At 30.0% G+C, this 19,727-nt stretch carries 12 protein-coding genes, 3 tRNA genes and 1 other RNA gene; all 16 read left to right on the top strand.

The window, feature by feature from the left end; genetic code table 11:
* Nucleotides 1–77 precede the first annotated feature (77 nt).
* Nucleotides 78–2,774 carry a hypothetical protein gene (locus C8C76_RS00270; protein ID WP_108137520.1) on the top strand — a complete coding sequence of 899 codons (2,697 nt, stop codon included), beginning with the start codon at nt 78–80 and terminating at the stop codon, nt 2,772–2,774.
* A gap of 151 nt (nt 2,775–2,925) precedes the next feature.
* A protein-coding gene (locus C8C76_RS00275; protein WP_108137522.1) for an IS3 family transposase occupies nt 2,926–4,052 on the top strand; the annotation gives its coding sequence in 2 pieces (ribosomal slippage) (nt 2,926–3,178 and nt 3,178–4,052; 1,128 coding nt in all).
* A gap of 39 nt (nt 4,053–4,091) precedes the next feature.
* Complete coding sequence (locus C8C76_RS00280; protein ID WP_108137524.1) at nt 4,092–4,970, top strand: hypothetical protein; 879 nt, start codon at nt 4,092–4,094, stop codon at nt 4,968–4,970.
* A 695-nt stretch (nt 4,971–5,665) separates the two neighbouring features.
* A complete protein-coding gene (locus tag C8C76_RS00290; RefSeq protein WP_108137528.1) occupies nt 5,666–6,403 on the top strand; it encodes a hypothetical protein in 738 nt (245 codons plus the stop codon).
* Between the two features lie 168 nt (nt 6,404–6,571).
* The gene (locus C8C76_RS00295) at nt 6,572–8,509 is read left to right on the top strand and encodes an ATP-dependent nuclease (RefSeq protein ID WP_108137530.1); all 1,938 of its coding nucleotides are present in this window, start codon (nt 6,572–6,574) and stop codon (nt 8,507–8,509) included.
* 462 nt (nt 8,510–8,971) lie between these two features.
* Complete coding sequence (locus C8C76_RS00300) at nt 8,972–9,274, top strand: hypothetical protein (RefSeq protein ID WP_108137532.1); 303 nt, start codon at nt 8,972–8,974, stop codon at nt 9,272–9,274.
* Nucleotides 9,275–9,399: 125 nt separating this feature from the next.
* Nucleotides 9,400–11,496: a type I restriction-modification system subunit M gene (locus C8C76_RS00305; protein WP_108137534.1), complete on the top strand. Its 2,097-nt coding sequence runs from the start codon at nt 9,400–9,402 to the stop codon at nt 11,494–11,496.
* 5 nt (nt 11,497–11,501) lie between these two features.
* Nucleotides 11,502–12,977 (top strand): restriction endonuclease subunit S, encoded by a 1,476-nt coding sequence (locus C8C76_RS00310; RefSeq protein WP_108137535.1) that lies wholly within the window; start codon nt 11,502–11,504, stop codon nt 12,975–12,977.
* The gene (locus C8C76_RS00315) at nt 12,919–15,903 is read left to right on the top strand and encodes a type I restriction endonuclease subunit R (RefSeq protein WP_108137537.1); all 2,985 of its coding nucleotides are present in this window, start codon (nt 12,919–12,921) and stop codon (nt 15,901–15,903) included. The genes C8C76_RS00310 and C8C76_RS00315 overlap by 59 nt, the downstream gene beginning before the upstream one ends.
* Nucleotides 15,904–15,987: 84 nt before the next feature.
* Nucleotides 15,988–17,898: a DEAD/DEAH box helicase gene (locus tag C8C76_RS00320; protein WP_108137539.1), complete on the top strand. Its 1,911-nt coding sequence runs from the start codon at nt 15,988–15,990 to the stop codon at nt 17,896–17,898.
* A complete protein-coding gene (locus tag C8C76_RS00325; protein ID WP_108137541.1) occupies nt 17,882–18,211 on the top strand; it encodes a hypothetical protein in 330 nt (109 codons plus the stop codon). The genes C8C76_RS00320 and C8C76_RS00325 overlap by 17 nt, the downstream gene beginning before the upstream one ends.
* Nucleotides 18,212–18,535: 324 nt before the next feature.
* Nucleotides 18,536–18,612 (top strand) — tRNA-Arg (locus C8C76_RS00330).
* 40 nt (nt 18,613–18,652) lie between these two features.
* Nucleotides 18,653–19,117: a tRNA adenosine(34) deaminase TadA gene (gene tadA, locus C8C76_RS00335; protein WP_108137543.1), complete on the top strand. Its 465-nt coding sequence runs from the start codon at nt 18,653–18,655 to the stop codon at nt 19,115–19,117.
* Nucleotides 19,104–19,196, top strand: a tRNA-Ser gene (locus tag C8C76_RS00340). The genes tadA and C8C76_RS00340 overlap by 14 nt, the downstream gene beginning before the upstream one ends.
* 124 nt (nt 19,197–19,320) lie before the next feature.
* A tRNA-Ser gene (locus C8C76_RS00345) sits at nt 19,321–19,412 on the top strand.
* A 32-nt stretch (nt 19,413–19,444) separates the two neighbouring features.
* Nucleotides 19,445–19,711, top strand: an RNA gene (gene ffs, locus C8C76_RS00350) — signal recognition particle sRNA large type.
* Nucleotides 19,712–19,727: the final 16 nt, after the last annotated feature.

Below are 19,727 nucleotides of genomic sequence, written 5' to 3' on the forward strand. Positions count from 1 at the left end.
AATTTGATTATGGAAATGTATAATTAGAAAATCAACTATTGTTAAGGTTTCAAAATTGATATATGGAAGTGATTAATATGATGGATTGGTTTATTTCTTTTATAAAACAACTAAATGTTAATTTAGCATATTTAACAACTGTTACAGCTTTATCAGGAACTATAGTGGCTATTGCAATTCCACTAAGTATTGATATAATTGCTAGAATTTCTGCTAGATTTGAGTCAAGTATAATTGCCAAAAAATTTAATAGTGAAAAATCAATAGTTTTTTTAAAGATTATAAGCTTTTTACTGCTATTTTCTTCTTCTGCTATTCTATTTTTATATGATGAAAATTTAAACTCATTTAATTGGAATTTAATAATTTTTATTCACTTCATTATTTCTATTATTTCAATAGTCTTTTTGCTGATATTTTTTAAAAAGATAGTATCTTATATTAAAGACAACAGGTATATATTGAATAAATTATTTAATAATGCAAATAAAGCTATAAATTATAAAGGAAACTATGATGAACAAAAAGATATTTTTATAGAATCTGTAGAAGGAATAGGAGATGTTTTGGTACATATTACACAATATAAGAAGAATAAGTTGATCAAAAATAATTTAAGAAAATTTAGTGATTTGATAATTAATTACACTGATTTGGTGCAAATAGATCAAAGTGTATTTGAGAAGATTACGTTTGAAAAGTGGTATTTAGAAAAATATTATTCTCAAGATGAAGAGAATAGAAATTCTTTAAATTTCATTTCTCCTCATAGAAGAATGATAAGTTTTAGAACGACAATAAATCAATTTCTTAGAATTTACAATGCCTCTTCAAATAAGGAAAATGAAGACATAATTGTCTTTGTAATTAATAATTTAAGCGATATTTTATTAAAATTAGTTACCAAAGAAAATACAGGTTTGTTAACAAAAAATATTTTAATTAAGTTTAATGATATTTTAAGAAAAAATATTAATAAAGATTATGAATCCACATATTTTTTAGCCACAAAATGGTATACTAAGTCAATTTATAGTGTTACTATTGAAGAAAGTGTTTTTAATTTTGACTACTTGGAATTATTTAATAAATATTTAAAAGCAAACCTGAGAATTATCATAAAGAATGAAAAATTTAAATTATTTAACTCTTTCATTAGTGATTTAGATTTAATCCATTTAAATCGTTATAGAAAGACAATAGCAAGCTATAGTAACATTTTACTATTAAATGATAAACAAATTTATGTCGATAAAAATATACAAATGTTAACAAAAAAATTAGATAAAAAATTAAATAAGCTTTATAATAACGAGTCGCTTGATGAGTGGATTAAAGAATTTGATAAATTGAAAAATATAATAGAAAAGAATCTTCCTGATGAAAAACTAAATGATTTGTGGGAAGAAGAAAAAAAAGTAATTAATTTTGTTTTGGACAAATATAAATATAATAATTTATTACAAATAACTTGTTACATAGGTGCTTACTGTATTTTTAAGAAAAAATATAATTATATTAAGTATATGTGGAATTATCATCAACCCCAAGATGCGAGTCATATAAATGCAGGACATGATTTTATTCCTAATTCTTTCACTGAGATTCTGGATTTAATCGTAAGAGGCAATTTGTTTTATAATAATTTTTGGGAGGGTAATCATGGTAGTAAGCATTATTATGAAATTTATCTAATACTATTATTTATGAAAACAATTCAAAAAAATGAAGATACTAAAATTTCATTATCAAATTACAATGCCAGAGAATTAAATAATTTAAAATATAGAATAACTGCTTTAAAAAATAAAAAAATAAAAGAAAAAGAGCTTATTAATAATATAGGATTTGATATTGAAGAAGCAAAATTTATAGCCAATAATGAATTATCAATTAAACTAGATATTATTATAGAAAAGTGTGAAATGAAAATAGAAAAAATACTTATGGGAAGTGAAAAAAGCCGTAAGAAATTAACTGAATTTAAAGAAAAATTTATAGAGTCATTTTATAAAAATTCAATTGTTAGGAATTGGTTAGAACAAATCAATGTTGTTAATTTTGAATATGGCGAATTCGATGATGAATATTTTGAATTCAATCCAGTCTTAGTAGATAGGTCAACATTTATAGATGACTGGTATATAGATTCCACGGCAGTTCCTGCTAATTGGGCTATTAATTTTTCTCAGTATGAAAATAATCATTTTATAAATAAAATTTTGTCTTTAGAAATAGAGACTAAGAATATTGATGAAAGCGAATATTTTAATCAAATTGAGAAATCAGTAAAGAAGCTTATTGATAAGTCTTCTGAAGATGTAATTTTGATTTCAATAGGTGGTAATAATATTCATAGACTTTTTAGTGAAAATGAAAAATTTATTAATATAGCTCAAGATAAAAATAAAGCTATGCTAACAGGTTATTATAAAATTGAAGATTATAAAATACCTATATATTACTATTCCCAAGGGGGATTTCATAAAAAAATTAATAAAACTATAATTATAAATAAAAATGAACTACCTAATATAAAACAAACTCTTTCTAGTCAGGAAACAATAAAAGATATATTTGAATTTTCTATATCAGAACTTGATCAAGATAGAATTGATGAGATAATTACAAAAGAACCAAAGTATTTAGATACTGTTAAAAATAAAACTAAGTATTTAAGTAAAAAAGTAGAATTGAGAATAAGAGAAAAATTTGAATTTAATGATACTCAAAATATTAATAATGGATATAAAATTATTTTAGATAAAGATTAAAAATATTTTAATACATTTTTGACCCGTTCTGGATTATAAGATAAAATGAACACCGAAGAGCTTATAACCATTTAAAAGAGGTGTGGATAGGGTATAATTAATTAAACAGTTTTTTCTCGGACATGATATAATAAGATAATAACAAACTAAAATGGAGGAAAATATCATGCCTACTAAATATCCTGAAGAAATCAAAAGAAAAGTTGTTGCTCTGGCCAATAATGGTAAAAATCAAACTGAAATACTCAATGAATATGGAATGGCAAGGTCCACACTTCATAAATGGATAAAAGACTATAATAACTCAGGTTCATTCAGCGCTAAAGATAATAGATCTGATAAAGAAATAGAAATAATTAAGCTACGTAAAGAAAATAAGCAGCTAAAAATGGAGAATGATATTTTAAAGCAAGCGGCGCTGATAATGGGACGAAAATAGCAGTTATCAAGGCAAACAGGGATAAATACAGTATCAGCGCCATGTGCAGAGCACTCAATATATCAAGGGGTATGGTTTACTATACCCCTAAGAAAAAACAGGTTAATATTGAACTGGAAAGTGAAATAATTTCTATTCACAAAAAAAGCAGAAATCACTATGGAACCAGAAAAATCAAAAGAAAATTAGCCAAAAAAGGCTATCAGGTATCCAGACGCAGAATTAGTAAAATTATGAAGAAATATGATTTGATTTCCACCTATACTAAAAAGCAATATAAAGTTCATTCTTCCAGCTATAATGAAGATAAAATAGCCAATGTTGTAAACAGAGAATTTGATAAAGAAGAAGCTCTGGATGTTGTTGTTAGTGATCTAACCTATGTTAATGTAAATGGCAAGTGGAACTATATCTGCCTGATAATCGACCTCTTTAACCGTGAGTTTGTAGGTTATGCAGCAGGTAAAAAGAAAAATGCTGAATTAGTAACTGAGGCCTTTAAAAGTATTAAAAGACCATTGGATCAGATTAATATTTTACATACTGACAGAGGTAATGAATTCAAAAATAAAGCTATCGATGATATTTTAGACAGCTTCGATATTGAGCGTTCTTTAAGCAATAAAGGCTGTCCTTATGACAATGCAGTGGCAGAAGCAGCCTTTAAAGTAGTTAAGACTGAATTCGCTTATGATAGAATCTTCAAAAGCTTTGAAGAGCTGGAATATGAGCTATTTGACTATGTTAACTGGTATAACAACCACAGAATCCACGGGTCGTTAGATTACCTAACACCTGTTGAATATAGATATTTAATGTTCGATAAAAAATTGTTGTAAAAAGGGTTGACAATCCAAAGCTTATTTGGAGGTTATAGAGTGAAACAAAATAGTGTGAAGCAAAGTAGTATAAATGCATTAAAAAGTTTAAAATCTACTTTTCAAGCTGCTTATAATTTAGTTCCTGCATTAATTATTTCAGCAATTTTTCTTACGTTTGGAGTAGTAACTGTAATAATTAAATTTGGTTTATACATGGCTTTTAGTTTACTAATCATGATATTAGTGTCAATTATAGTGTATTTAAAAACAAGAGATTATGGTGAAGCTGCTTTATCATTGGTTGTAGGTATGCTAACTGTTTTTACAGTTAATTGGAATACAACTAAACTTATTATTTTAGCTAGTAGTTGGGTTGGATTTTCATTAATTTCAGTTGTTATTTCAAGTATAAATATTGCATCAAAGAGTGAGTCGTTATATATATACAATGCTTCTTTTATGTCTTATTATTCTAAACATACATCAGATGAGTTATATGATTTATTACAGGAAGAAGCTAAAAAAGCAAATATTTCAACATTTGGACCAATAGAAATTGCAGAAATTATACAAATATTAGTTTATAAAAAAGTTAAGTTAGAAGATATCAAAGAAGCATTAGAAAAAATAAATATATTAACTAATATTATTCAAGTTCCATCAGATCAAACAACTAACTTTTATGTAGATTTTTGTGAAATGTTTGATATACCAATTGGTAATGTATCTGATACGTTTTTGGATTACATATACAATACTTTTCGAGATGTACCAGTTTCTCCAAAAGAATTTATTGATTATTTTAATAAAAGTAAAAGAATAGTCTTTATGAACAGTGTAGATTCTTATGAATATATAGATAGTTTAAAAAAGGGTATTGACTTAAAGATGAATTTGAAAGATATAAATGAGTTTATTAAAAATGATATTAATTAATAAGTGTATATTGTCTGTACTTCAGATAAAATGGGATTGACGTTAGGCTTAAGAGCAAGTCTACCCCTCGGGACATGATTTTTGTCAAAAAGCTTGCAATAATAGCAGCAAGAAATATAATGGCAAGATTTCGGACATGCCTAAGGTCACAGGTGCTTCGGAAATCCTAGTAACGTTATATTAAATTTAGAAAAATAAACTAAATCTTTTTTAGAATTTTAATTATCATTTTAACATAAATTTATGTCAAAATTAAAAAATATTTATGATCTGAAGCTGGCAAACAAAATTCCAGAGTTGGGTAGCAATACTGTTAATTTACTACATCCAATCAATGTAGATTTATTTAAGGTTTTTTTATTACTAGTCATTTTAAACTGGATGAAGTCAAATTTAATAGAGTTAAAAGTAAGGGAGAGGATAATGATAAGTGAAATAAGCTCTCTTTTTTATTTATTATTCAATACAGTATGGCAAATTGTTGTAGAAAAATTAACAGTTTGTCTGCCCGCTTGAGATTATAAGTAATTACTTGAAAATTTGAACTCCATATAACATGAGATTAAAGATTTCGCTCCATATAAATTCGTTTGGGAAGGGCAGACGCCCTAAGCCTCATAAATTTCTCAAACCCCAGTAACGTTAAGTGAAATTGCAAGCTAGATTTAGATTATAGGGATAGGGAGATGATAGTATTGAATAAAAATAAATTGAAGAATTATTTAAATCAAACTAAAGCATTAGAAGATTCTTTAAAGTTCATTTATGAAAAAGACAAAAATAATATGTGGAGCTTTGGTAGTTATAAAACATTTATGAGAAAATATAATACATTAGCTAAATTTGTAGCAAAAGAATTAACCGATGTTAGTTCACTTGACTACTTTGATACTGAAAATATAAAAAGTTCTGCTGATACTATTCCTATAGTACAAAAAAATTATTTTGATTCTATATTAGCAAATGTTACTATTTTAAAGTCTTTGCTAGAAAATGAATTAAATATTAGAAATGATGAAATAGAGGACTTAAAAAACTTTTTACAAAACAAACTTAGGAGAGCAATTTTTGATAAACCAGATAATGAATATCAAATACAGGATGCTGTTGAACAATTACTTATTGGAAGGGGACTTTCAAAAGGTTTAGATTATGATAGAGAAACTGGAAGAGTTAAAGTTTCAGTTAAAGAAGTGATACCTGACTTTATATTTTCTAGATTAAACTTAGCATTAGAATTAAAATTTTGTAAAAACAAAAACAAAAGCAAAAGATTGGTAGATGAGATAAATGCTGATATACAGTCATATAAAAAGAAATATAATAATCTGATATTTTTAATATATGATTTAGGGAATATAAGAGATGAAGTTGAGTTCAAGAATGATCTAGACAATAAAGATAATACATCAGTTATTATTGTTAAACACTAATAAATATTATATAAAACATTGTAACTTCGCCTAAAATGAGATTGTTGTCATGACTCCTGTCATAAAGCTTGTATGATAAACAATCACGGATACGAACCATGTCCTGAGGGAATCAGATACGAGAGCAAATCCCAGAAGAGTTATTTGCTATGCTAAGAGGAGGATATCATGAAAATAGAAAATATAATTATTAAAAATTATCGTTCTTTAAAGAGTATTGAAATTAATCCACAAGGTATATTGGCACTTGTTGGACAAAATAATAGTGGGAAATCTAATATTCTTAAAGCTTTACAATTGTTTTTTGAATCATCCACAAAATATGTTGATGATGAATGTTTCTATGATCATAAAACTTCAAATCCTATTAAAATATTAATTTCATTTTCTAATTTAACGCCTTGGGAAATTGATCAATTTAAACCATGGATGAATGATAAAAAACTAATTATTGAAAAAGAAGTAGTAAAACAAAGTGAAGGAAGTTACACTTTCAATAACTACGCAATATTAAAAGTTCCAGAAATTGAATGGTTGCAAAAGAATAAAATTAATGGTAAATCTATTACAAAATGGTGGAAAAATAAAGAAGAACTTAAAACTAATGAGTTAAATTTTATTGATTATATTGGTACGACTAAACCAAATGTTGGTGATTGGAAAGAAGCAGCAAAAGACTTTATAAAAGATCATGATGAAGAAATTAAGTGGAAAGAAGTTAAGGTAAGTAATCCTAAAGGTTACTCTGGAGTACTAAAAGGTTCATTGCCAGAATTTATATACATACCTGCAGTTAGAGATATAACTGATGAAACTAAGGTTGCAAAAACTAATCCGTTTGGACAATTAATAAATTCGGTTTTAGAAAAAATATCTGAAGAAAGAAAAAAATTAATATCTACCAAATTATCAGAAATTGAAAGTATATTAAATAGAGGCGAAAATGATGAAAGAATAGAAGAGATTAAAAGTATTGAAACTAAATTAAATAAACTTCTTGATGAAATAATGGATTGTGACGTTGAGATAGAAATGGATATGCCCAAAATAAATGATGTATTTGGTGGAGCAAAATTATATGCAAATGATGGTATTAGAACTGCCATCGAAACAAAAGGACACGGTCTACAAAGAGCAATGATCTTTACAATTTTAAGAGCATATTCTGAATTTGCGAACTTGCAAACGGCTGGTGAAAAAGCATCTGAAAAAAGTGTTTTATTTGCAATTGAAGAGCCAGAATTATATTTGCATCCACAAGCTCAAAGAACTCTTATGTCAGTAATCAGAGAAATTGCAAGTGGCAAAGATCAGGTTATATATACTACTCATTCAAGTTTATTTGTTAATATTAGTTTTTTTGATGAAATTTGTATAATGCGTAAAAAAACAAAACAAAGAAAAACTTTTAGTAATCCTACCCAACTTCTTATTAAACAATTAAAAGATGATTTAAAAGTAAGAAAAGGAGTTTCTGCTAGTGAAATAGGTATACGTGAACAATATTCTCATGTATTTAATCCTATGATCAATGAAGGATTTTTTGCTAATAAAGTAGTTATTGTTGAAGGTCCTTCAGAACAATATTTGTTACCAATTGTGGCAGATACTGTAGACTATAATTTAGATAAGAATAATGTCTCTGTAATTCATGCTGATGGTAAGGGACAAATGGATCGTCTTTTAAGAATATTTAATGGGTTTAAAATACCAACTTTTTTATGGTTTGATGGTGATAAGAATAATAATGATAGTGCAACAAAAGAAAAGACTCTAGAGTTATTAAAATTAGTAGATAATGAAAAAAGTAGTATTGATGAAGTTGAAACAGAAATTGAAGCAACCCATGCAGTTCTAGAAGATAATCTTGAAAAAACTATACAAAAAGAAATAACTTACTTTAATTATGACTCATTAATTGATGAAGCAACTGAATCATTAGGACCAACGGGAAAGCCTTTGAAAAATAGATTTATAGCAACAAAATTAAAAGAAGCTGTCGAATCAGGTCAATCACCTCATGACATTATACCAGATACTATTATTAACATTTTAGAAAGTATTAAAGAATTGAAATATGAAAACTCAATTTTAGAAGAACTATAGATTTGTGAATCCGCACAGAGTATAACATGTGATTTAAAATTTTGCTGACCTCCAATAAAAACCCAGGAATATTCGAGGAGATACATTTTTCAATACTATATAAGTTGGATGTATATTAGTTATGAATGATAATATTTCGTAGAAATCTTATGCTAAGAGACAGTTTCTTCTTCATCCCGAAAAAAAGCTTTTTATTGGCATATAAACTTATTCTAAGTAATAGTCTAGTATCTTATATTGGTTTTTTATAAAACAAGATAAAAGGTTTTTCTCGTGACTGAAGTAACTAGAAACCATTTCATGTTTGATGATCTGTAAAAAACCTGGGCACTATATTTAAAGAACTTAATTGCGGGCTTTGTTACAAATAATTTAATTTTATTGTTATGGTTGATTTTGAAAGTTATCAATGGGAATATACATACTATTATTATTAATAATCTTTACTAGGAGTTGAGATAAATGAGCATAAATTATCAAGTTGGAAATCATTATACAGCAAAGTCATATAGAGAAAGTGGCTTTAATTTCCCAGAAGATGAATATAAATTGAAGATAATTAGAGAAGGTTTTCCAAAAGATTTTGTTAATGATGAAGATGAGTTAGTTATTGCAGAAGAACAATGGCTGGAAGGATTAGAGGGCAGTGATCAATACAAGACAGACTTAGATGGTAACTGGTATTATTTTGAGTTTCCCATTAATGATGAGGGAATTGATTATATGTGGATTCCTGAATCAGTAGTCATAGAAGTTTTTGAGTGATTTAATTATCTATGACAATACGTTGTTAGTCCTTAAAGCTAGAATAATTATAGCAAACTAATCTAAAATGATTTAGTTATAGAAATAAATTAAATGTTAATTTTAAACGGGAGGCAATTAATATAATGAACAATTTTGGAGAAAAAGTAAATTTCATTTGGAATATAGCAAATTTATTAAGGGGTCCATACAAGCCAGAAAAATATGGAGACATAATATTACCTCTTTCAGTTCTAAGACGCTTTGACTGCATTTTAGAACCGACTAAAGACAAAGTTTTAGAGAAAGCAAAGGAAGTAGATATCCCTGAACTGTTGAATGCAGCAGCAGGATTTAAATTTCACAACAAAAGTAAATATGATTTTGAAAAACTGCTTGATGATCCAGATAATATAGCAGAAAATTTAAGAGCATATATCAGAGGTTTTAGTGCTAACATTAGAGAGATTATGGAAAACTTTGATTTTGATAAAGAGATAACTAAACTTAACTCAAATAATCTGCTCTTTCTCGTGGTTAAAGAGTTTAATAAATTAGATTTACATCCTGAGAAAGTATCCAATCAGGAAATGGGTTACATATTTGAAGAATTAATTAGAAGATTTTCTGAAAATGCTGAAGCTGGTGATCACTATACACCACGAGAAGTAATAGAATTAATGGTCAATATTATTTTTAATGGTGAAGAAGATGAGCTGACTAATCCAGGTAATATTTCTACTATAGGAGATTTTGCTTGCGGAACTGGTGGTATGCTTTCAGTAGCTGAGAACTACATTCACGAGATGAATCCTAATGCTGAGGTTGCCTTATATGGTCAGGAGATTAATGATCAGTCCTATGCTATCTGTAAAGCAGATATGTTGATTAAAGGTGAAGGAGAAAATGCTGATAACATTGCTTTAGGAAACTCTTTAACCAATGATTTACATAAAGGTTTACGGGTTAGATATGGTTTAATGAATCCTCCCTTCGGTGTCAGCTGGAGAAAAGACAGCAAGGAAGTAAAAAAAGAGCACAAGAATCAGGGCTTTGATGGTAGATTTGGTGCTGGTACACCAAGAACTTCTGATGGATCTCTTCTCTTCCTGCAGCACATGCTTTCTAAGATGAAGACTGATAAAAAAGGTAGTAGAATGGCTATTATCTTTAATGGTTCTCCTCTCTTTACTGGTGATGCCAATAGCGGTGAGAGTGAAATCAGACGCTGGATAATAGAGAATGATTTATTGGAGGGTATTATTGCTCTGCCAGAAGAATTATTTTACAACACTGGGATCGCTACTTATATCTGGGTTTTATCCAACAGAAAAAATGATGATTTAGAAAAAGGACCAGTTAGAAAAGATAAGATTCAGCTGGTTGATGCCACTAGTTTTTATAAAAAAATGAGAAAATCTTTGGGTGCCAAAAGAAACAAAATTTCTAAGCAGCAGATAAATAGAATAACTGAAATCTATGGTGCTTTCCAGGAAAATGAATACTCTAAAATATTTAATAAAGAGGAATTTGGTTATCTTAAAGTTCGAATTGAAAGACCACTTAAATTAAACTTCAAAATTACTGAAGAGAGAATTGAAAATATTTATGCTGAAAATACTTTCTCCAAATTATTTGATGAAGAAAAATATAAAAAGCTGAAGAAATTATCTGAAGCACCTGAGTTTAAGTCTAAGGATAAAAAGAAACTTGAAAAACTTGAAGAAGGAAAGAAATTACAGGAGAAAATTTTAAATAGATTGAGAGAACATACTGATCAGAAAAAAGTCTGGAAAAACAGAAAAGAATTTAAAGAAGTACTGAAAGATATTTTAGGTGATTTAGATTTAAAGCGGTCCTTAATGAAAGCTGTAAGAAATGGACTTGCCAAAAGAGATGAAAATGCTGATTACTGCAAAAAGCGAGGTAAGATAGAATCAGATACAGATCTTCGTGATTATGAGAGAATTCCCTTCAGTCATAAAGTAGAAGAATATAAACAGGATTATTCTGATTTTGTGGAGAAAGAAAAAGATAATATTACAGCTTATTTTGAAAATGAAGTTAAGCCACATGTGCCAGAAGCCTGGGTTGATTACTCTTATACCAGAGTTGGGTATGAGATTCCTTTTACCAGATATTTTTACGAGTTTGAAGAGTTAGAGCCTTCTCATGAGATTAAAGAAGATATAGAAAAGCTGGAAGCAGAAATCAATGAGATTATGCAGAAAGTTTTAGGGTAGTGGTTATGATGAGAGAATATAAGAGATATGATGAGTATAAGGATAGTGGTGTTGAATGGATAGGTACGATTCCTAATGAGTGGGATGTTGAAAGATTTAGAACCTTAACCAAGAATATTCAAAATGGAAAATGGGGAGAAGAAGCTCAAAACAATAGTGATGATATATATTGTGTAAGAGTTGCTGATTATAATAGAGAGAAAAATATAGTTGAAGATCAAGAATTCACCATTAGGAATTTAGATAAATCAAGTAGAGAAGAACTATTATTAGAAAAAGATGATTTATTACTTGAAAAATCTGGTGGTGGTGATAAACAACCTGTTGGATTTGTTGCACAATATAAATCTGAAAAACCAGCCATTTATGCTAATTTCATGGCTAAGATAGAACCAAGAAAAGAATATATAAAAACTGATTATTTAAAGTATGTGAATGTTTCTGTTTATCAAAAAAGAGAAATTTTAAAAGTTATTAATCAAACAACAGGAATTCAAAATTTAGATACAAAAAGATATTTAGAAATTGAATGTCCTTTACCTTCCAAAAGTGAACAACAAAAAATAGCATCATATCTCGACCAAAAAACAACTGAAATAGATAAGATAATAAATAAAAAAGAAAAGCTTATAGACAATCTTGAAAAATATAAAAAATCAGTTATAACTGAAGCTGTAACTAAAGGTAAATTAGGAGATAAATATCTTAGTGAGGATGGAGAATTAGTTGATGAGATTGAGATGAAAGATAGTGGAGTTGAATGGATTGGCGAGATACCTGAATATAGTGATGTAATACCATTTAAAAGAATCTCCATTATTACTTCAGCTAAGAGAATTCATGAAAAAGATTATAGAGATAAAGGAATTCCATTTTATCGCTCAAAAGAGGTCGCTAGGTTGAGTAAAAGATTAAAGGCTGAAGCAAGGAATTACATTTCTAAAGAACTTTTTAATAAAATAAAAAATAGATATGGTATTCCTGAAAAAGGAGATATTTTGATTACTTCTATTGGAACAATAGGGCAAGTTTGGGTTTGTGATGGTAGAGATTTTTATTATAAAGATGGAAATATTACTCAAATTATTTTAGAATCTAATAATTATATCAATTCTAAGTTTATAAAATATTGTTTTGATTCAAATTTAATAAAAAAGCAATATAAAAAAATGTCAGCAGGATCAACTTTGCAAGCATTAACAATTGAAAAAATAAAAGAATTAATTATCATTCAAAGTAATAAAAAAATAAAAACAAATATCGTAAATTATCTAGATAATAAAATTCAAGAAATAAACAACCTTATCAATAAAACAAAAGAATCAATAGAAAAGTATAAAGAATATAAAAAGTCTCTAATTTTTGAAGCTGTTACAGGTAAAATAGATTTAAGAGATTACGAATTAGAAGGGGGAGAAAAACTTGCTGAGCACAATAACTCCAGCGAAACTGAAAGAAAACGCCTTTCAGCAGTTGATTAAAGAATATCTGATTTATGAGAATGGTTATGTTGAGAGTAGCAATTTAAACTATGATAAATATCATGCTTTAGATACAGAAATGTTATTTGAATTTCTGGAAACAACTCAGGAAAAAATCATGCAGGAACTAAAAAATATTTATGGACCTGAGTATAAACAGAAAATAGTTAAAAGATTAAATGAAGAATTAGCCAGGAGAAGTATGATTGATGTAATCAAACATGGTATCAAAGATTATGGCAAGAAATTGGACTTAGCATATTTTAAGCCCCCGACAGATTTTAATGAAAAATTAAATAAACTGTATAATCAGAACATCTTCTCCGTGATCGATGAATTAAATTATAAGGATAAGAAAAGAATTGATGTTGTTCTTTTTCTAAATGGTTTACCTATCATAACAATGGAGCTAAAAAATCAAGATACAGGGCAGGATTATAAGAATGCTATTTACCAATATAAAAATGATAGATCACCTAATGAAAAATTATTTAGATTTAAGCAGCGTTCAATAGTAAACTTTGCTGTTGATAAAGATGAAGTCTATATGACAACTGAACTTAATGGAAAGGATACTTTCTTTCTCCCCTTTAATAAAGGAAAAGGCAGAGGTAAATCCAAAAAAGCTGGTAACCCTGAAGTTGAGGGCAAATTAAAAACACATTATCTCTGGGAGGATATTTTCAAGAAAGATCAGCTTTTAGAGATCCTGCAGAAATTTGTCTTTATTGATGTTGAAGAAGATATTGATGAGCAGGGAGATCTACATAAAGATGAAAAGTTAATATTCCCTCGTTACCATCAGTTGGATGTAGTATCTAAAATATTGAATGATGTTAAAGATAAGAAGGCTGGCCATAAGTATCTGATTCAGCATAGTGCAGGCTCAGGTAAGACCTATTCAATCACGTGGTTAGCCCATAGATTGTCCAGTTTACATGATAGAGATAATAATCCTATCTTTAGCAGTGTGATAGTTGTTACCGACAGAGTTTCTTTAGACCAGCAGCTGCAGGAGACTATTTATCAGATAGATCATAAGCTGGGTGTAGTAGCTCCCATCAAAAAAGATTCACATCAATTAGCTGATGAATTAAATTCAGGTACCAATATTATTATCAGTACAATCCAGAAGTTTCCTTTTATCCTGGACAAGGTATCAAATACTAAAGACAAAAACTTTGCAATTGTAATTGATGAGGCACACTCTTCTACCAGTGGTAAAAATATCTTAGCTTTAAAAGAATCCTTATCCTTAGAAGAGGCAGCTGAATTGGATAGACAAGCAGAAATGAATTCTGATGATGTTGAGGATAAGATCAACAAGGAATTAATGCGGGTTCAGAGTCTGGATTCCTTGAGCTTCTTTGGTTTTACAGCTACACCTAAATCTTCGACACTAGAACTCTTTGGTTCTACTAATAAGGTAGGTAAAAGGGAGCCGTTTCATGTCTATTCAATGCGGCAGGCAATAGAAGAAGGTTTTATTTTAGATGTTTTAGAAAACTATATGACCTACAAAACTTATTATCGGGTTAATAAAAAGATTAAAGATGATCCAGAGTTTGAAAAGTCAAGAACTTCAAAAGAGATTGCCAGGTTTGTAAGCCTTCACCCTCACAACATATCACAGAAAACTGAAATAATGATTGAACATTTCCGTGATAAGACAATGCATAAAATTGGTGGAGAAGCTAAAGCAATGCTTGTTACCTCTTCTCGTCTACATGCAGTCAGATATAAGAAGTCTTTCGATAAATACATTAGAGATAAGGGCTATAAAAACCTAAAAAGTTTAGTCGCTTTTTCAGGCACAGTCAAAGATGATGGTTTTGAATATACGGAACCCAAAATGAATGACGGCATACCAGAATCTGAAACAGCTAAAGAATTTGATAAAGATGAATATCAGATCCTTTTAGTTGCTAATAAATATCAGACTGGCTTTGACCAGCCAAAACTGCACACCATGTTTGTTGACAAGCGGTTGAGAGGTGTTAATGCTGTCCAGACTTTATCCCGTTTAAATAGGACATATAAGGGAATTAAAGAGGATACATTTGTCCTTGATTTTGTCAATGAAGCTGATGATATCAAGAATGCTTTTGAACCTTATTATGATGTAACAAGACTGGATTCAGATAATATAAATCCAAATGAGATGTACACTCTTTATGATGAGATAATGAATTCCATGCTTATCAATAAAGATGATATTTATGATTTTGCTCAATGCTATTATGAGAATGACTCTACAGAAGAGATAATAGCCGCTGGAGATAATGCTCTATCTCACAGTGCAGATAGAATAAGAAATTTATCGAAAGAAGATAAATTAGAATTCAGATCTAAAATGAAACGATTTATTAACCTCTATAATCTAGTGCTGCAGGTTCATCCTATTAAAGATGCTGATCTGCACAAGATGAATATTTATTTAAGATTCCTGCTTAAAAGAATTGATATTGAGACTCCAGGTAATGTAGATATTTCTGATAAAGTTGTATTGGAATACTATCAGCTTGAGAATAAAGGTCAGCAGAGTATCGGATTAATTGGTGAAGAAGAGCTTACTGGACCATCTCTTGGCAGTGGCAGCTATCACGAGGAAGAAAAAGAGTATTTGAGTGTTATTATTGAGAGATTGAATGAAAAGTTCCAAACTGACTTCTCAGAGGCAGCTAAAGTTGCCACCGAGCAAATGACTAATAAGTTAAAGAATGATGATGACTTAAAGAAAAGAGCTCAGGCTAATAGCTTGGAAGATTTCAAGATTGCTGTTAAGAAGAAGTTTACCGACACAGTTGTTGAGTCGTATAATGAAAATACTGAGTTCTATGGTAAGATTCTTAATGATAAAGACTTTAAGGAGCAGCTGATGGAGTTGATTATTATTGATCTTTATCGGAGTTTGAATGATAACTAGCTATTATTTTGCAGGATAAAATTATTTGCCATAGAAGTAATATAATATGCTCATTAATTCAAGATTAATGCAGGAGGTTTGCTAATGGCTGATATCTATTTTGATGAAAAACACTTTTTAACATCTGATCCTAATTTAACAGAAAATGAGGATTTAAGGGAACCTCAGATTGAAGCCTATTACAAGGCATTTAATCATTTTATAAAATATAATAAAACTTCTCATGCAATTATAGTTCTTCCTACAGGTGTAGGCAAAACAGGCTTGATGGGTATTTTGCCTTACCATATTTCTGAAGGTAGAGTTTTAATTATTACGCCTGGAACCACAATTAGAGATTCTGTTGTTGACTCTTTAAATCCTAAAAACCCTGAAAACTTTTGGCTAAAAAGAAAAGTGTTTAATCAAGTTGATGAGTTACCAACTCTAATCGAATATGAGGGAGATAAAACACCTAATGAGATACTTGAAAATGCTAATATAGTGGTTTTAAATATCCATAAACTTCAAGAAAGACTTGAATCTTCACTTATAAATAGACTTAATGCCGATTTTTTCGATATGATTTTAATAGATGAAGCTCATCATTCTACAGCAGATACCTGGGTTGAGGCAACTAATTATTTTTTAGCTGAAAAGGTTGTCAAATTAACAGGCACACCTTTCAGAAGTGATGGTAAACCTATAGTTGGTGATGAAATATTTAGGTATAAATTAAGTGCTGCTATGGCAAATGGTTATGTCAAGAGTCTGGAAGATCTTGTACATATACCAGAAGAATTGCATCTAACTGTTGATAATGATTCTTCTGAAGTGTATACTGTAGAGGAAATATATGAAATGGGAATAAAAGATGAAAACTGGGTAAGCCGCTCTGTTGCATATTCTAAAGAATGTTCACAAAAAGTGGTGAATAGAAGTATAGAACAGTTGGAGGAAAAAGCTAAGTATAGTGATTTGCCACATAAAATCATAGCTGTTGCCTGTAGTATTGAACATGCTGAGCAAATTAAAGCTTTATACGAGCAGATGGAATATACAGCAACAATTATTCATAGTAAATTGAAAGAAGAAGAATTACAGATGGCATATAAAAATATTGAAAATGATAGAACACAGGTAGTTGTTAATGTTGCAATGCTTGGTGAAGGATATGATCACAAATATTTGTCTGTAGCTGCATTGTTTAGGCCCTTTAGAAGCAGATTGCCTTATGCTCAGTTTGTAGGTAGAATTTTAAGAAGAATACCAGATTCTGAAGCTCAAAGCGCTCAAGACAATGTTGGAGTTATAGTTTCTCATGAACATTTATATTTAAGAGATTTATGGAATTATTATAAAAAAGAGATTCAAGAGAGTAATACAATTCGTTTATTGGATGAATTGGAGAAATCAGAAATAGATCTTGGGTTTGAAGGTGAGTCCAATCGTGATTACTCAATTGGTAAAGCAACTGAAAAGGGTGAAGGGGAAACCATTATAGATTCTTATATCACCACAGAATTGATAGAAAAACAAAGAGAAGAGAAAGCTAAAAGGAAACAGGCCATTATAGAATTACAAAATTTATTAGAAATCAAAAAAGAGGAAGCTGTAAAAATTTATGATCAAAACCAAAGTAAAAAGTCTAAAATTAAAAGGCCAGATCAATATTTTAAGGATCAAAAAAACAAAATAGATAATTTAATCAGATATGAAATAGTACCAGAAATAATTAGTGATTTTAAATTAGATGCTTCGGATAATGACATTAAGAACTCTAAACTTTTCGAGGGGGAATTTTCGTGGATCAAAAAAATTAATTCTAATGCAGGGATGCTGGCAACTTATTTTAATAATGCTTTAAAAATGAAAATTGATAAAAAGAGAAAAGACTGGAAGTTAGCTGATTATGAACATGCTTTTGAAAAGGTAAAGCCAATAAGGGAATATGTTGAAAATGTATTGAAAAATTATTTAAGTCCAGGAGATGAAAAGAATGAGAAAAGATATTGAAAAATTGTACGACTTGTTTTATTCATCTATTTTAACTCCGCACAATTTATTAGATAATATTGAGTTAGGTAATTACCGCTATATTAAGTATTATCAAGAGAACAATAAAACAATAGCAGAGATAGAATGTGAAGTTGAGGGTGAATTTGTAGTTTTTTATTATAAATTTGATCAAAAAAATAGGTTGGACAGTGTTTTTATGGGAGAAAACAAAAAATTAGTTTATGATAGAGAGCTGGAAAAACAGTATCAACTTGCTGAAGTTGTTCAAAATCAAATAGAAATAAAAAATAGTTTGAATAAAGCACAGTAGATTAGGAATTTATTGAAGTTGCAAACTCTTGATTTTTCCATTATAATATAACCTAGAAACTACGGAAGGTTTGCAGGGTCAAAAGTGTTAATACCCAAAAAGTCAAACGCTTTTCAAATTTTTATACTGGAAATCTTATTTAAATAACTCTAAATATTTTCTGAAAATGGTCTTTTTTATTGTCGTCAAGACACTTAAATCAACATTAAAAACAGCTCACAAAGGCTGTTAGTTCAATGAATATAATTTTTTCTCAAAAATCACTTGACGATAATAAGAGTAACTGTTATAATATTTATTGTTGCTTAAGAAAAGTTTTAGCGTGCGCCTGTAGCTCAACTGGATAGAGCGTCTGACTACGGATCAGAAGGCTAGGGGTTCGACTCCTCTCAGGTGCGCCATTTTAAATTTTTAATTTTTTGTTTTATCAGGAGATATTCTATGGAAAATGATATAAAATATATGAAGATGGCCCTGGCAGAAGCCAGGAAAGCTTATCAAAGAGCTGAAGTACCAATCGGTGCAGTTGTTGTCTGTGATGACCAGGTTGTTGGCCGTGGGTTTAATCTCCGGGAGCAAACTCAGGATCCAACTTCTCATGCCGAAATGATTGCTCTAAGAGAAGCAGCCAAAAATGAGGCTAGCTGGCGCTTGGAAGATTGCCAGCTTTATGTGACTTTAGAGCCCTGCCCAATGTGTGCAGGTGCAATTCTACAGTCTAGGATTAAACGCCTTGTTTATGGAGCCAGTGATCCCAAAGCCGGAGCTGTCAAGAGCCTCTATCAGCTTTTAGATGATGACCGTTTTAATCATCAGGTAGAAGTTGAAGCAGGAGTAATGGAAGCAGAATCAGCTCAGCTTTTAAAAGATTTTTTCCGTGAGTTAAGACAACGGAAGGATGGGTGAGTCTGGCTGAAACCGCTCGACTCGAAATCGAGTAGACAGTTTTGCTGTCTCGGGGGTTCAAATCCCTCTCCTTCCGCCATTATATTTTATCATCCATAGTTTATATATAAATTTTCAAAGTAGAGACTGAGAAGAGAAGTGTTATTAAATTTGAGTATTCGAATTTAATCCTACTTCTGACTTCTTACATCCTACTTCTTTACGGAGAGGTGTCCGAGTCTGGCTTAAGGGGCCCGCCTGGAAAGCGGGTGTAGGCTCAAACCTACCGAGGGTTCGAATCCCTCCCTCTCCGCCATTAAAACTTTATAATTTTTGAATAAGATTTGGCCGCACTAGATGGGGTGGTAGCGGTACCCTGTAACCTGCAAACCGCTATAGCAGGATTGACGCCGTGGCTGAGGATTTTTTCTTTCAGGGTCTGGCCCTGATAAGTAGTGTTGACAATTGGGTCTCGCGCAATGGAGTCTTGTGAACCCCGTCAGGTCCGGGAGGAAGCAGCGGTAAGCAAGTCGCTCCATGTGCCGCGAGGGTGCCTGGTTCGAGCCAACTGTCAGGGTAACGCCTGGGAGAAGATCTTCGAAGCTCGGTGTGCGGCCACTATTTTAAAACA

The sequence above is a fragment of the Halanaerobium saccharolyticum genome (genome assembly GCF_003053565.1).
GTDB classification, from domain to species: domain Bacteria; phylum Bacillota; class Halanaerobiia; order Halanaerobiales; family Halanaerobiaceae; genus Halanaerobium; species Halanaerobium saccharolyticum_B.